Raw genomic sequence first — 14050 nt, forward strand, 5'->3', positions numbered from 1 at the left:
CCTGCAATCCGAGTCCGAGGGGCCTGCCCTCATCTCTTGCGCAGCAAGGCTGCTCGGAAGATGGTCTACATACTCAACCTCCTTCTTCGCGCCGTCATGGCGCACATACCACCGTGCAGCCGAAGGCGATCACCTTCCCGACCGATGCCAAGCTGCTGCACGCGGCGATCAAGGGGCTCAACCGCCTGGCCAGGAAGCACGGGATCAAGGAGCTATGGCGGAATCTGGGTGATGACGGTGTGAGGAAAGGCGGCGTATCGAGGCGGGTGACGAGCCTGCCAGAACCTCTTGAGGAGAGCGATACGCCATGACCGAGACTACCAATGTTCTTGCTTTCCGTCAGCCGTCCGCGGTTGATGATCCACTGACCGATATCGTTCGAGCCGGCGCGCGGGACCTGCTTGCTAGGGCGATCGAGATCGAGGTTGGCGCGTTTCTGGCCAGCACGGCCAATCTGACGCTGCCCGATGGTCGAGCGCGCCTGGTCCGACATGGGCACGGTCCGGTACGCGAGATTGCGACCGGCATCGGTCCGGTGGAGGTCGCTCGTCCCAAGGTCCGCGACCGCGGAGCGAGCGGGCCAGGCGACCGCCTCCGCTTCAGTTCGGCAATCCTGCCGCTATGGGCGCGGCGGACGAAGAGCCTGGATGCCTTGATCCCGGTCCTCTATTTGCGCGGCATCTCGACCGGCGACTTCCAGGACGCGCTCTCGGCGCTGCTCGGCAAGGATGCGCCGAACCTGTCGCCTTCGGTGATCGCCGGCCTGAAGGCCGATTGGCAGGTCGAGTACGAACGCTGGCAGAGACGCGATCTGTCGGCGCGTCGCTATGTCTACATCTGGGCCGATGGCGTGTACCTGCAGGCCCGCATGGAAGATCACAGCGAATGCATGCTGGTGCTGATTGGTACCACGCCCAAGACGACTCTGCGCATGTTAGCTGCCACGATCAAGGCGCGATGGATTTGCGAACAGGCCCATCAGCAGTTGAAAGAGGAACTCGGGCTTGATCACTTCGAGGGACGATCCTGGCAGGGCCTTCATCGTCATGCGCTCATGACCATGATCGCTTACGCATTCCTCCAGCATTGCCGTCTCGCAGAAGCGGGGCGGAAAAAAAAGAATCAACGGTCCACCGCCTCAGCCGAGCCTGCCGGCCGTACGCCAAGCCATCGTCGATCGCATCGTTCAACCGCGACCTCAGCGATGCCCCCACTGCAGAAGACAAATCGGCGAAAAGCAGCGGCGTGAATAAATCTGCCAAAGTAGTGCTAGGTCTGTACTCAATAAAGGATTCCATCTGGGATTAGACTGTGATTGAAGCTTCTCAGCGGGGGGCGCTTGAATGGTATTAGCTCTAAGCAGAGCGCAGTTCGACATCGTTGAGCAGGGCCTGCACGGACAGGAATCGAAACACCTCGCAGACCGTGGGCATTGGGGCGCGCTCGCGCCGTTAGGTCGTGTCTCGCTTTAGGAAGGCCCGCAGCCGGCCGATGACTTCAGCGGTTCGCTGACCGTCACGGCGGATGTGGTCAAGGGCGCCCCCGATCTCGCCGAGGTCGGGTGCCAGATTCTGTATATCTGCTGGGCCGGCTCGGTATTGATCAGAATGTCGGCGAGCGGCTGGTTCAGCTCGTGTGCGGGTGAAACGGACATCTCTCCCGCGGTCGCGCGGCGGTTCATGTGGGCGAGCTCCGACATGCGCTGGCGCGCCTCGACCTCGTCCACGAAGAGCAACCGGCGCTCGCGCAGCAGAACGGCTCTCATCAGCCCCTGCACCAGCACCACGCCCGCCTCCAGTCCGGTCCCAGGACGGGCGAGATGAGGCTCTCGCTGTAGATCAGCGCGTGACCCTTGCCTGGTCACGGAGCCCGCCCGCAGACACTCGCGTGGCGACATGGTCCTGCTCGGCGAACGAGTCTCGCCGAGGGCGACCTCGCCCTTATCTCTATCACCGACGCAGGTCACGGCGTCCTATGCATGGGCATAGGCCTCTCCATCGCGCATACCATCGTCGAAGCGCATGGCGGCCGCATCGGGGCCGAAAACGTCCCGTCAGGGGCGCCGTCTTTCACGTCAGACTGCCGCTTGCAGTCGCGCGATCGCGACGCCGTCCCGGGAATGCGTCACCCGAAAGCCTTCTTCAGCGTCGCGAAGATCACCGCGAGCGACTTGTCGTAACGGGTCACCGGCGGCACCGGGCGATCGACCTTCATCAACTGATAGACCGCCATCTGCGCCGCGCGCACCGAATATTCGACAGTGAAGACGACGTCATGGGGGATCTCGACGAACTGGCTGACGAAGGCGAGGTTGACCGAATTCTTCGGCACCGGCATCGGCCGGTCGGCCAGATTGCGCGGCATGAACATGCTGGTGATGTAGGGCATGCGGCAGGGAATGCAGGTCGCGGTCTCCAACATTTCGCGATCGAAGTTGAGGTGCCCGCATAGCTCGTTCAGGATGTCGGCGCCGCCGCTCTCGGACATTGGTTTGGCCACGAAATTGCCGACGCGATCGGGGTGCAGCGCATAGCCCCAGAACACCTGCACGTCCTTCGGCTGCCCAGCGAAATGCGGCTGATGATACAGCACCACCGACATCAGCCAGTTCGAATCCCTGAACGTGACGAGCCCGCCGGTGCCGGCCCTGTTGCCGGAGAACGCCTCCATCTTGTCGAAGAAGCGGGGATCTCTGCAGGTAACGGTGAACGACAGCCAGTAGGATTCGGGGATTGAGGTGTTGAACGCGGACGGATTGCCGAATTCGGGACGTCCCTTCGCGATCCTCTCCCACAGCGCCCAGCCCTGGCTATCCTTCTTGGTCAGGTGCGGCGCCGGATCCGTCATGGTGCCGAGGCTCGAGGCGTCCGTCATTGAGCCGTTCTGGAAGAACACGAGGTCGTCGTCCTCGAGGCGCACATTGGCGGTGCGGCCGTCGCGGTCGAGCATGAGCTGGCGGACGCGCATGCGCCCGCCCTCGTCCTCGAGCATCATGTCGATGACAGCCGTGCCGAGCACGAACTGCACGCCCTGCTGCTTCAGCCAGTCGGCAAGCGGCCGCACGATCGCGTCGTACTGATTGTAGACCGTGCGTTTGACGCCGGCGAGGGTCTCGATCCGCGGGAACTCGTTCATGAAGCGGTGCAGATAGCGCTTCAGCTCGAGGGCGCTATGCCAGGGCTGGAAGGCGAAGGTGGTCTGCCACATGTACCAGAAATTCGACTCGAAGAAGTTCGGCGACAGCCAGTCGGTGATGCGGCTGTTGCCGAGCGTCTCCTCTGAGGCCTCGGTGAGCCGCAGCAGCTCGAGTCGGTCGCGCGCCGAGAAGCCCATATGAGTCACATCGATCTTGAAGCGGTTGCGGTCGACCAGCCGCGCCTGCGAAAGCGCCGGATTCTCCAGATTGAACGCGATCGTCTCCTCGCGCACGCTGAGGCCGGGATGTTCGAGCGACGGAATGCTCGACAGCAGGTCCCAGGTGCATTCGTAGTGATCGGTGGTGAGCATGCGCCCGCCGCGCAGCGAATAAGCGCGGTTCGCAAGCAGCGCGCCGTCGAGGCTGCCGCCGACCAGCGGCTGTGGCTCGTAGATCACGATATCGCGCCCCGACACCTGCGCGTCGCGAACGAGGAATGCCGCGCCCGCGAGCGATCCGATGCCAGCTCCGATGAAATACGCCTTCATAACTTGCCTCGATTGCAATTCGACATTCTGAAGCGACATAGCATGGCCGGACGCATTCAAGGTTGCGCTGGATCAAGCGCGGTGAGGACTGGCTCAGCCACGCGGAATGGCGGCGGATTGAGCCGTTGTTGCCGGCGAGGGCGCAAGGGAGCGCATCGGGTCGATGATCGATGCGTGATCAACTGCAGTGTCCACTTGCTAGAAGCAGGTTCGCGCTGGCGTGATTGCCCGGAAGTCTACGGTCCTTACACAACGATCTACAACGGCGTCAGTCGCTGGAGCCGAGCGGGGATTGGACGAACGTTTTTACGCTCTGACTGAATCAAGCGGCGTGTCCGGCTCGATCTCGGTGGATTCCAGCTAAATCAAAGCCCATGGCCCCCGCGGCCGGCCCAAAAAGGAGGACCTTCAACAATGCGATCGGCCGCTCGCGCGGCGAACAACCACCAAAATCCAAGCGTTGATCGACAATATTGGGCGCCCCGCTTCTTTCTTGATTACTCGTGGCAACACCCACGTAGCCCGCGTCGTCGACTGATCGAGCCTACGACGTTAGAAGCTTGCGCGACGAGTTGGCCGCGACGCTCGGTCATGGCGTATCGCTCTTTTTGAGAGGTTCTGTGGTATCCGGCATCCGCCTCGATACGCTGCCCATCTCAAGCCGTCATCACCTACTTTACTGCATAGCTCTGCTCGAAAGTGCTATATAAGACGAGTGTCTCAATCTAGAAAGCGGTTTCGGGGCCTGCTGGAAGGCGTAGCTAGTGGGCTCGCATGGCTGCGCGTTCTTTGCCACGCCCGAAATATCTCATGACTACGACGTAGAAGACCGGCACAAAGAACACAGCAAGGACCGTTGCTGAGATCATCCCACCGAATACGCCGGTCCCGATCGCGCGCTGGGTTTCGGCGCTGGCGCCACGGGCAAGCATCAGCGGGACCACACCGAGTGCAAAGGCCAGCGAGGTCATCAGAATCGGCCGCAATCGACGTCCGGCTGCTTCGACGGCGGCCTTCATTGGGCAATGCCCCTGAATGCGAAGATGCTGGGCGAACTCAACGATGAGGATCGCGTTCTTGGCTGAAAGTCCGGCAATGGTTATTAGACCGATTTTGAAAAAGACGTCATTCTCGAGCCCACGAAGATGGACTGCAAGAACAGAACCGATGATTCCAAGCGGTACGACAAGCATCACCGAGAACGGTATTGACCAACTCTCGTAAAGCGCAGCTAGCACCAGAAAGATGACCAGCATGGAGAGAGCAAGCAGGAAGGGAGCCTGCGAGGCGGATTGCTTTTCCTGCAGCGACTGCCCAGTCCATTCAACCGCGAAACCTGCCGGCAATTGTGACGCTAGTCCTTCCATTTCCAGCATCGCGTCGCCACTGGATATCCCGCGTGCAGGCCTGCCTGCAATGCGTGCAGCCGGATAGCCGTTATAACGGACGAACTGGAGGGGGCTAGTTTCCCAGATTGGCGTGACGAGCTCTGACAGGGACACCATGGCGCCTGCATTGTTGCTGACATACAACCTAAGCACGTCGTCAACCTGCATTCGGGTCGCAGCATCGGCTTGCACGATCACCTGTTGCATGCGTCCAGCATTCGGAAAATCATTGACATAAGTTGACCCGATGGCAGCCGTGAGGGTATCACTGACCGCGATGAACGATACACCCAGCGCTTCAACCTTCTGTCGATCGATCTGCAGCTTCACGTTCGGCGCGCTTGGCAGGCCTTCAACATGGACGTTTCCCACGAGTTTGCTTTGAGCCGCAAGCTGCAACAACTGGGCTTGTGCTGCCATCAATGCAGCAACGCCGCGATTGGCTCTATCCTCTAAACGCAAGGAAAACTCGGAAGTGGTCCCTAGTGATTCGATGGCAGGCGGCTTCAAACTCATGATCAGCCCTTCCGGTGCGCTGACCATGGCTGCCGTCGCGCTGTCAATCTCGTCGTCGATCGTCCCGCTCCGTACGCTCCAATCCTTGAGTGTCGTGAACGAGGTCGCGGTGTTCGGCCCAGAGCCGGAAAATCCGTAACCGATTAGCGAGAGGTTGCCCGCAATGTCTGGGCGTGACCCCACATGTTGGTCATACCGATTCACAGTTTCGATGGTGCGCCCTGCCGTCGCGTCGGCGGGCAGGACGAAGGTCGTCAAAAAACTACCTTGATCCTCTTCGGGCACAAACGATGTCGGCAAACGCATATACGCAGCCGCGAGAACAACGCCGATGACGGCATAGAGCACCATCATCCGGCCGGTCCTCGTGACCATTTTAGCAACCCATCCGACATAGGCGTTGGTCAACCGGTAAAGGGTACGATTGAACGAGCAGAAGAAGCCTCGTTTTTCATGATGGCCGCCCTCGATTGGACTAAGTAGCGTTGCGCATAGTACTGGTGTCAATGTGAGGGCAAGAACAGCTGAAAAGAGGATCGAGACCGTCATCGATAATGTAAACTGCCGATAGATCTCGCCGACCGACCCGCTCGTGAGCCCCATCGGAACGAACACTGCTGACAGAGCGAGCGTGATACCGATGACCGCACCTGTGATCTGGTTCATGGCTTTCTGCGTAGCAGCTTTGGACGTCAGCCCCTCCGTGGCCATGATGCGTTCTACATTCTCGACTACAACGATAGCGTCATCGACAATGATACCGATTGCCAATACCATACCGAACATCGTGAACACGTTGATCGAAAAGCCGGCCATCCACATCACCGCGAAGGTGCCTAATAGTGAGATCGGGACGGTGATGGCCGGGACCAGTGTGTATCGGACATCCTGAAGAAACAGCAACATGACGAGGAAAACGAGGATCATCGCCTCGAATAGGGTCTGAAGAACATTCTTGATCGAGATCTTCACGAAAGGTGCGGTCTCGAAAGCTACGGCGTAACTCATTTCGTTCGGCATGGCCGGCGCGAGCTCGGCGAGACGGGCCTGGACGGCGGCGGTCGTCCGGATCGCATTTGCGCCCGGCGTCAATTGAATCCCGGCAGCCGTCGCCGGTTTGCCGTTCTCGCGGATTGCAAAAGTGTAAGTTTGTGCACCCAGCTCCACGCGCGCGACATCGGCCAGCACGAGCTTTGAGCCGTCCGGCTCTGAACGGAGCAATATGGCCGCAAATTCTTCTGGCGTTTGCAATTGTCCTTGAACTGTGAGTGGGATGCTCACCTTCTGCCCGGGCACGGTTGGTTCCGAACCGACGCGTCCCGGCGCGATCTGCGCGTTCTGAGCCCGAATTGCTGCTATGATATCAGTTAATGATAGCGAATAAGACAAGAGCTTGGTTGGATCAACCCAAATGCGCATTGCGCGTTCCGAGCCAAAAGCCTGCACGCGACCGACGCCTTCAACACGCTTTATTTCAGGAGCAAGGATTCGCAACAGGTAGTCGCCAAGGGCGAGTTCGTCACATTGGCCATTGTTGCAACTGAGCGTCACAATCATGATAAACCCGGTGGAAGCCGATTCCACAGTAACGCCGATTCTGCGCACCGGCTCAGGAAGACGCGCTTCGACACTCTTCAAGCGATTCTGGACATCCACCTTCGCCATTTCGAGATCGGTGCCGGGCTTAAACGTAGCGGTGATGCTCGCCTCGCCCGACGTATCGGCGGTTGATTCGAAATAGAGCAGGTTCTTGACGCTCGACAGCTCTCTTTCAATCAGACTGAGAACGCTGTCGTTGATCGCCTGAGGTGTGGCTCCTGTATGCATTGCATAGATGCTGACTGTCGGCGGCGCGATGTTTGGAGCGCGAGAGACAGGCAGTTGCGGGATTGCCAAGCCCCCCAAGAGAACGACAAATATAGCGATTACCCATGCGAAGACGGGCCGCTCGATAAAGAACTGAGGCATAGCTCTTCTCTCAATGCTCGGCTTGCACGGCGGCGTGCTTGAATGGCTGCGAGTGCACCGTGGCCCCATCCCGCACGCGCTCCTGCCCCTGCACCACGACAACGTCGCCGGCTTTTAACCCCGAAGTAACAATGTAGCGGCCATCCACAACCTCACCCACATCGATGGGGCGTCGGGCCGCTTGCTTGTTGTGGTCGACGATGATGAGTTGCGCTCGGCCCGCCAAATCCCGGATGACGGCTTCCTGCGGCACTAGCAATGCGCTATGCCGCACCACGCGGGGTAAGCGGGCGCGGACATACATTCCTGGAAGCAAGAAGCGCCCCAAATTCTGCATCTCGACGCGCACGGTGATATTGCCCGTGCCGGGATCGACGTTGACGTCCGCGAACAGCGCGCGCCCGGTGACCGGATAAGGCTTTCCGCTCGTGGCGCTAATCTCAACGGGCACCTTAGACAGATAATCAAGCTGCCTAGATTGAACAGACTCGCGGATCGCGTCGATCTGCACAGCAGGTCGGCGAATATCAACGTAGACCCGGTCGATCTGCTGGACGATCGCGAGAGCCTTGGCTCCGTTAGCCGAGACAAGTGCGCCCTCAGTAACAAGCGCCGGGCCGATCTGCCCAGAGATCGGGGCCCTTACTGTTGTGAAAGCCAAATCGAGCCTGCGGCGCTGGAGCATCGCCCGTGCCTCGGCAACATTCGCCTTCGCCTGAGCAAGATTGGCGATCGCATCATCATATGCATCACGGCTGATCGCATTGCTCGTCACCAGCTGTCTTGCACGCTCGAACTTACTTTCAAAGCGCACCAGACTGGATTCAGCTCGCTGAAGCACTGCGGCCGCGCTGTCGACCTCCGCTTTAAATGGATCAGGGTTGATCTGAAAAAGCCCTTGCCCGGCCTGGACCTCCGAACCTTCGTCGAACAGGCGCTTCTCAATGATCCCGCCGACCTGGGGCCTAATCTCGGCGGTTCGGTAAGCAGCCACGCGTCCCGGCAGTTCGTCAGCGAGCGTCACTGCCTCCGGCTTCACCGTCAGCACCGTGACGAAGGGCAGACTTACTTCTGGTGGTGCGGCGGGCGTGTCGCTGGACTGTTCGCCACTGCATGCAGCGACCAGCAGAGCCGTCGGCAGAGCTAACCACAAGCCAAACCTATCGAGGCCGCGCGCCATTATCCTGGATCCATAGCTATGCAGGTGAAATGAACACTGGTTCGTTATTGCCGCGCTCATGCCGTGCTTGGCCAAATTGTATGGAGTGAAAAGAGCTCCGCCCGGACGGGTGGGTAAATGAGGAGCTTCTGTGTGCCTCAAAATTCGATAGGATGGGCGGAATCACCGTATCCAGGTTAGCAGTGAAATCAGGGTGCTCGACTATGCACATGCGATCCTCCACCTTTGTGTATAACGCAGCGATCCTAGATGAATGTGGCCGCCCGTGCGCGTCTCTGCGTTTACCATGGTCCGTTCCTCAAGAGTTTATGCGGTGACGCACGTGATGCGGACGGCCGTGCAGGTGTCGTGCCAAAGCAGACACTCATCTGGCACGAAACGATGACCTTGATCTCGCTAGGTCTGACAGGCGGATTGTCCAACTTCTGACAAGGAGAGCAGCTTTCTACCGGCCCGTCTACGAGCGAGAACGGCTGCGTAAGGAGCGAAGCTCACAAGAGCGTAGTGCAAGATCGTGTGTCGGGATGGAGATTTCGACCCTACCTGCCACCATCGGCCGATGGCGCGTCGATAATACGATCGAGAAGCATTGCCTGCTGTCATCGGCAGAGGATCGCCGCTTCCATCCGGATTGCCGCGCGGAAACCACCACCACCGCTAAGAACTCTTCCTTGTAAGATCCTAATTGGGATTGTCGCCGCCTTCGTGGCGTTGAAGAAGGCCGGCGATGCCGGTGACGGCAAGAAGGCACGTCGCGGCGAGCAGAAAACCAAAGGCGTGTTGATCAGCTCGACCATCTCGATCCGCAACGCCTTCCGCAAGAAGAACAGCTGGTTCGAGCGCCGACAATTCAGTCGGGCTGCGGCGATCGCCGCCCGCCGAGGATCGGGGCCATTAAAGGCGGGCGGCCGGGTTGGGTCGTTCAGAAGAAGCAAAAGGCACCGACCAGGTTGGTGACGCGCCTGATCGACTTCTGCCGTCTAAGTTGCTAGCGACTGGAAACGCGTTTCACGCGCGTTCCTGATCGGCAGCCGGCTCAACATGCTTCAACGCGAATGCGTCCTCATGGGCTATTACGCCATACGTTCCATCATAGCAACCGAGCCGGACGCCAGACGCGTCTACAGAGCCTGAAGCAAGCGGGCGGCAAGTCCTGGGCGCCGAGCTTGTCGTAGCGGGTGGCGTTGCGTCGAAACTGCTTCAGTTTGTTGAAGAAGCGCTCAACGTGGTTGCGCTCGCGATAGATGGTCTTCTTCCACCGGAACCTCTTCTTCCGGTTGGATCTGTTGGGAATGTTGGGGATCACACCTTGATCACGGATGTGGGCACGAACACGATCGGCATCGTAGCCTTTGTCGGCGATGACGACGGCGCGCGCATCGAAACAACCGCCGCGTTCTCAACGGCATCTTCTGGGTCCTGCGCGCGGGAGCTCCGTGGCGCGATCTGCCCGAGCGATACGGGCCTTATACGACCGCTTACAATCGGCTTCAACCGCTGGCTCAAAGCCGGCATCTGGGACCGGCTGATGGATGCGGTCGTCAAGGCACACGATGGCAAGGTGCAGATGATCGACAGTTCGGTCGTGCGGGTCCATCAGCATGCTTCCGGGGTGAAAAAAAGAGTGGAGATCGTTGTGTGGGCCGAAGCCGAGGCGGCCTCACCACCAAAATCCACGCGCGCGTCGACGCGAAAGGCCGCCCGGTCCGCCTCATGATCACCCCCGGCGAGGCCCACGACGTGACGTGCGCCGAGGCCCTGCTCGACGGACTAAGGGGTTCGATCACTCCACTCGAAATCCGTCAGGTCGTAGCGCATGATCCTAGCCCCGATGTTCGGTAGCTTGAATCATGGTCCGCCCTGATCCGCTAGACGAATTTGAGTACACACCTTCTGTAATGGGCCCGATGATGTCAAGCCTCCCGAGTGAACGCCACGCCGCCGAGCTCATGCTTCTGTTCGTGGTCGACGCCTGGCCGCCACATCATGCTGTCAGAGGGAGCGGTGAGCCTATCTAGATACGCGTGGTTCGTCGGACGACGGCCACTGGGCGTGTAACGGCTTCACCGCATCCACCGTCCCGGCGACGGGACTTCGGGCACCGGGCTTCAGTTCATCCCGGTTGCGTTCTCGATCTCCTCCACGTCTTCTATGCTGCGATTGAGCCCGCTTCGGCCCATCGGTAAGTCGTGCCATCGACCCAGATCCGATGCAGGATCACTGCGAGCTTGCGTGCCAAGGCGACCTTTGCGCGCTTCGAGCCTCTCCGCTTGGCGACGTCCATCCCCCAGCGTTTGAGTTTTGAGAACCGCGTGATGCGCGATAACAGAACGTTGGCGGCTTCATACAAGGCCGTCCGCACCGTCTCATCGCCGGCCAGCGTGATTCCGCCCGTGACGTCCTTTTCTCCCGATTGATATTTCTTTGGCGTGAGCCCGAACAGCGCGCCTGCTGCCTTTGACTTTACAATGCGATGACGATCATCAAGCTCCGATTTGTAGGTGATGGCCACCAGGGGGCCAACGCCTGGTACTGTCATAAGCCGGCGGCAGACTGCATCATCACGCACAATTGCCAGCACAGCCTTGTGTAGTCTTCCGTATTCTGCCTTCAGGGCCGATCGTGCCGAAAGCATCGCACCAGCAATGCGCTCCAATGTCGCCTGGCCTGCAACCAACTCTCGAATCCGCGCTTCAAAATTCCTTCGCGTCACCGGGCCAACCTTCAGACCGAAGCCGCGCAAAATCCCTCGGATACTTAATTCTACATCGATCAGCCGCCCGAGAAGCTGTTTGCGTGCGATCAGGAGTGCCCGGATCTCTTGCGCATCAACCGACTTTGCGTGTACCTGCCGAAACCATCCCATCCGGATCAACTGGGCGATCCCGCGGGCATCCTTCCGATCCGTCTTGACCGTCATTGCAGATAATGCGGCCTTCACGTGCCGCGTTTCCAGCAGAACTGTTTCAAATCCTGCACCTTTCAGGCCCGCATGCAGCCATTGCGACAGCGGCCCAGCCTCCAGCCCGATCCGCTTCACTGCAAAGCCGAGCGTCTCAAAAAAGTCAACTAAGGCGTCGGGTTCGCTTGCGACCTTCGCTTCCTTCAGGATCTTACCCTGGGCGTCCACAACACACACGCTCGACAGTTCCAATGACACGTCGATTCCGGCATAATTCTCCACGGCTGTCCTCCGTCTCCAGATGCTTGGGGCCGACTCAAGTCGTGACCCCGTTTCATCATCTATCGGGGGACAGCCACCATCATGACCCCTTGCTCCGGAGCCGGGCCCATTACCGCATCTAGTTGTCCCCACCCGGTCCTTGGATCGAATTGCGAACAGAGTGCCCCATCAGCTTCGACTGGATGCGAGCTAGCGCGTCACTGAGCCTCGCCGCTTCATTGAAGCGTGTCTCCGAATATGGCGGGCGCGCGGATGGATCGTGCAAGAGGGCCTCCGCTGTATTCGAGAGCCGGCGAAGAGGCGTCCTCAGCCACTGCGCCGCACAAAAGAGTAGTGCTAGTGTGGCGATGGCACAAGCACCGAAACTACTCCAGAATGATCGGATTAGATTACGGGTGGACGCAAGCGCCTCGTCGGCACTCTGCCGAACCAGAAGAGACCAACCGAAGCTTGGAAGGTTCGCGAAGCCGACCGTCGGAACGATCACTGTGAAGTAGTCCCTGCCGTCAGGCCAACGTTCGCGCAGAGACCCAGTCGTGACGCGACTAGCCGCAAGCGCGGAGCCGATGTTGAGCGGCTGGTTGATAAGATCCGGCGGACCAAACAGGACGGTTCGATCCCCCGAAAGCAGCAGCACGTCAATGCCGGGTACTTGTAACGAGTCCATGCCTTCTGCGACCCATTTCCAGTCAAGGTGAGCGCCGATGACCCCGGCAACGGAGCCGGCGCGGCGCAACGGCGCTGCCAGGTCGATAAAGCGATAGGGCTCACGAGATGCAGGCAACTGGGTGGCCAGTAGTTGAGCGGCATGCACATCGATAGCCGCCGGCGAGACAAGGCCCCGTCTAAACCAAGGTCGCTGTGCAACGCTTACTCCTTCGAGCATGCCGTCTTTAGCCGCGAGAATGGTCCCTTCGAGATCCGCGACGCCGAGCCAAGTGTAGCGTCGATCAAGGCGGCTCAAGAAGTCGATGTGTTCTCGCGCATGCTTAAGATCTGTTAGGTCAATGAGCTCAGCGGACCTAGCTACATCCATCCAAACTCCATAGAGCCGACGGGCCAACAGCGCGGAACTCATTTCGCCGCGAATTCTTAACGCGTCGAACTGCAGCTGCTCTCCCCCTTGCTGTAGCAAGGCCGTGTAGATCGTCGCGGTCACCACGGCCGGCACCAATATGAGCAAGGCGCCTCCACAGAACACCAAGGAGAGTAGGCTCGGTCTTTTCGGCATCTCGCGCTCCTCAACTCGTTAGAGCTCGCGCCAACTCGCGGATCATTTGCAAGATGTTCCCTCGATCGGCCCCTGGCATGGCGGATTCAGTGTGAAGCTTCTTGATAATTTTCGCGCTTTGCTCGGGAGTTGGAGAGAACTTGACTCGATAGCCGTCACGAGTAGTCGCAGCAACATGCGCGTCTACTCCGCTAATCCCGGGCAGGTCGAGCTTCCCTGCTGCTCCGGCGGGAAGTCCGGATGGACCGCTGATTCGAGCGCCCCCTCGGCCCAGATTGAGAAGCCATCCGCGATGCTTCTCACCTTGGATCACCAACGTGATGGGTTCTGGAATCTGGCGCTGAGGTCGATCGTATCGCGGTCGCTCAATGCACACCACGACTGCCACGGACAGCACCAGAATGTTGTAAACTGTCCAGAACATCACGATAGCCGTGCTGTCACCCGCTGTTGCGGACGTATCGAAGACAAAATCGGAGTTCAACGGCACGATCAGGCCGCCGATCGTCAGAGCGAGCAGGAGTACAAACGGTCGCATCAACGCCCATTGAACAACAACCTTGGTGCGGTCGCCGCCTTTGGCCGTCACCGAGAATTTATGCGATCCGCTGGTGAGAAGCCCGAGAGCAGCTGCTTGGCTGATGGGCCAGGCCGCGATCAGGTGAGCAGTATCGTTAAGAAGCGGGACAAACAAGCCTTTTGAAAGCCAGTTTAGGGACACCAGAACCATTAGGTAATAGGGTACATAGTAACTGATAATTTCCAACAGCGACGCGTTCACGATGGTGATGCCGAACCACCAGTACAACAGTGGGCAAATCAGGCTGGCAAGCCTGAAGGGAAAAGTGCTGAGCCAGTAGAGCAATGAATCGAGGATCCCGATTCGATGCATCAGACCA

11 protein-coding genes and 2 pseudogenes are annotated in these 14050 nt (G+C 59.3%); 5 read left to right on the forward strand and 8 right to left on the reverse strand.

What is annotated here, in order from left to right; genetic code table 11:
* Positions 1 to 311: pseudogene (locus I6F28_RS36525) on the forward strand (hypothetical protein); the annotation flags it as partial.
* Positions 308 to 1249, forward strand: coding sequence for a transposase (locus tag I6F28_RS36530; RefSeq protein WP_225143795.1), 942 nt, complete (start codon positions 308 to 310; stop codon positions 1247 to 1249). The pseudogene I6F28_RS36525 and the gene I6F28_RS36530, both read left to right, overlap by 4 nt.
* Positions 1250 to 1468: 219 nt before the next feature.
* Here the strand turns inward: I6F28_RS36530 and I6F28_RS36535 are convergent, their stop codons facing one another.
* Together I6F28_RS36535 and I6F28_RS36540 are read right to left on the reverse strand one after the other, a co-directional pair.
* Positions 1469 to 1786, reverse strand: a complete 318-nt coding sequence (locus I6F28_RS36535; protein ID WP_061877864.1) for a hypothetical protein — start codon at positions 1784 to 1786, stop codon at positions 1469 to 1471.
* Between the two features lie 338 nt (positions 1787 to 2124).
* Positions 2125 to 3723 carry an oleate hydratase gene (locus tag I6F28_RS36540; protein ID WP_225131487.1) on the reverse strand — a complete coding sequence of 533 codons (1599 nt, stop codon included), beginning with the start codon at positions 3721 to 3723 and terminating at the stop codon, positions 2125 to 2127.
* A 3-nt stretch (positions 3724 to 3726) separates the two neighbouring features.
* Here I6F28_RS36540 and I6F28_RS37980 point away from each other — a divergent pair, with 3 nt between their 5' ends.
* A complete protein-coding gene (locus I6F28_RS37980) occupies positions 3727 to 4005 on the forward strand; it encodes a transposase (RefSeq protein ID WP_225131477.1) in 279 nt (92 codons plus the stop codon).
* A gap of 440 nt (positions 4006 to 4445) precedes the next feature.
* On the opposite strand, the gene I6F28_RS36550 is transcribed toward I6F28_RS37980, so the two are convergent.
* Positions 4446 to 7556, reverse strand: a complete 3111-nt coding sequence (locus I6F28_RS36550) for a multidrug efflux RND transporter permease subunit (protein WP_225143797.1) — start codon at positions 7554 to 7556, stop codon at positions 4446 to 4448.
* A gap of 10 nt (positions 7557 to 7566) precedes the next feature.
* Positions 7567 to 8736 (reverse strand): efflux RND transporter periplasmic adaptor subunit, encoded by a 1170-nt coding sequence (locus I6F28_RS36555; protein ID WP_225143799.1) that lies wholly within the window; start codon positions 8734 to 8736, stop codon positions 7567 to 7569.
* Between the two features lie 705 nt (positions 8737 to 9441).
* Between I6F28_RS36555 and I6F28_RS36560 the strand changes: the two genes are divergently transcribed.
* On the forward strand, positions 9442 to 9693 hold the full coding sequence (locus tag I6F28_RS36560) for a hypothetical protein (RefSeq protein ID WP_225143811.1): 252 nt from the start codon (positions 9442 to 9444) through the stop codon (positions 9691 to 9693).
* A gap of 133 nt (positions 9694 to 9826) precedes the next feature.
* Here the strand turns inward: I6F28_RS36560 and I6F28_RS37985 are convergent.
* Positions 9827 to 10111: pseudogene (locus tag I6F28_RS37985) on the reverse strand (transposase); the annotation flags it as partial.
* Between the two features lie 44 nt (positions 10112 to 10155).
* Here I6F28_RS37985 and I6F28_RS36570 point away from each other — a divergent pair.
* Complete coding sequence (locus I6F28_RS36570) at positions 10156 to 10578, forward strand: transposase (protein ID WP_369418490.1); 423 nt, start codon at positions 10156 to 10158, stop codon at positions 10576 to 10578.
* Positions 10579 to 10885: 307 nt separating this feature from the next.
* Here the strand turns inward: I6F28_RS36570 and I6F28_RS36575 are convergent, their stop codons facing one another.
* From I6F28_RS36575 to I6F28_RS36585, 3 genes are all read right to left on the reverse strand, one after another.
* Positions 10886 to 11920 (reverse strand): IS110 family RNA-guided transposase, encoded by a 1035-nt coding sequence (locus tag I6F28_RS36575; RefSeq protein WP_225143813.1) that lies wholly within the window; start codon positions 11918 to 11920, stop codon positions 10886 to 10888.
* A gap of 118 nt (positions 11921 to 12038) precedes the next feature.
* Positions 12039 to 13151 carry a cache domain-containing protein gene (locus tag I6F28_RS36580; RefSeq protein ID WP_225143815.1) on the reverse strand — a complete coding sequence of 371 codons (1113 nt, stop codon included), beginning with the start codon at positions 13149 to 13151 and terminating at the stop codon, positions 12039 to 12041.
* Between the two features lie 10 nt (positions 13152 to 13161).
* Positions 13162 to 14050, reverse strand: an 889-nt coding sequence (locus I6F28_RS36585; protein ID WP_225143822.1) for a PilZ domain-containing protein, incomplete at its 5' end; no start/stop codon positions are given.

Source organism: Bradyrhizobium sp. NBAIM14 (assembly GCF_020193895.1).
GTDB lineage: Bacteria > Pseudomonadota > Alphaproteobacteria > Rhizobiales > Xanthobacteraceae > Bradyrhizobium > Bradyrhizobium yuanmingense.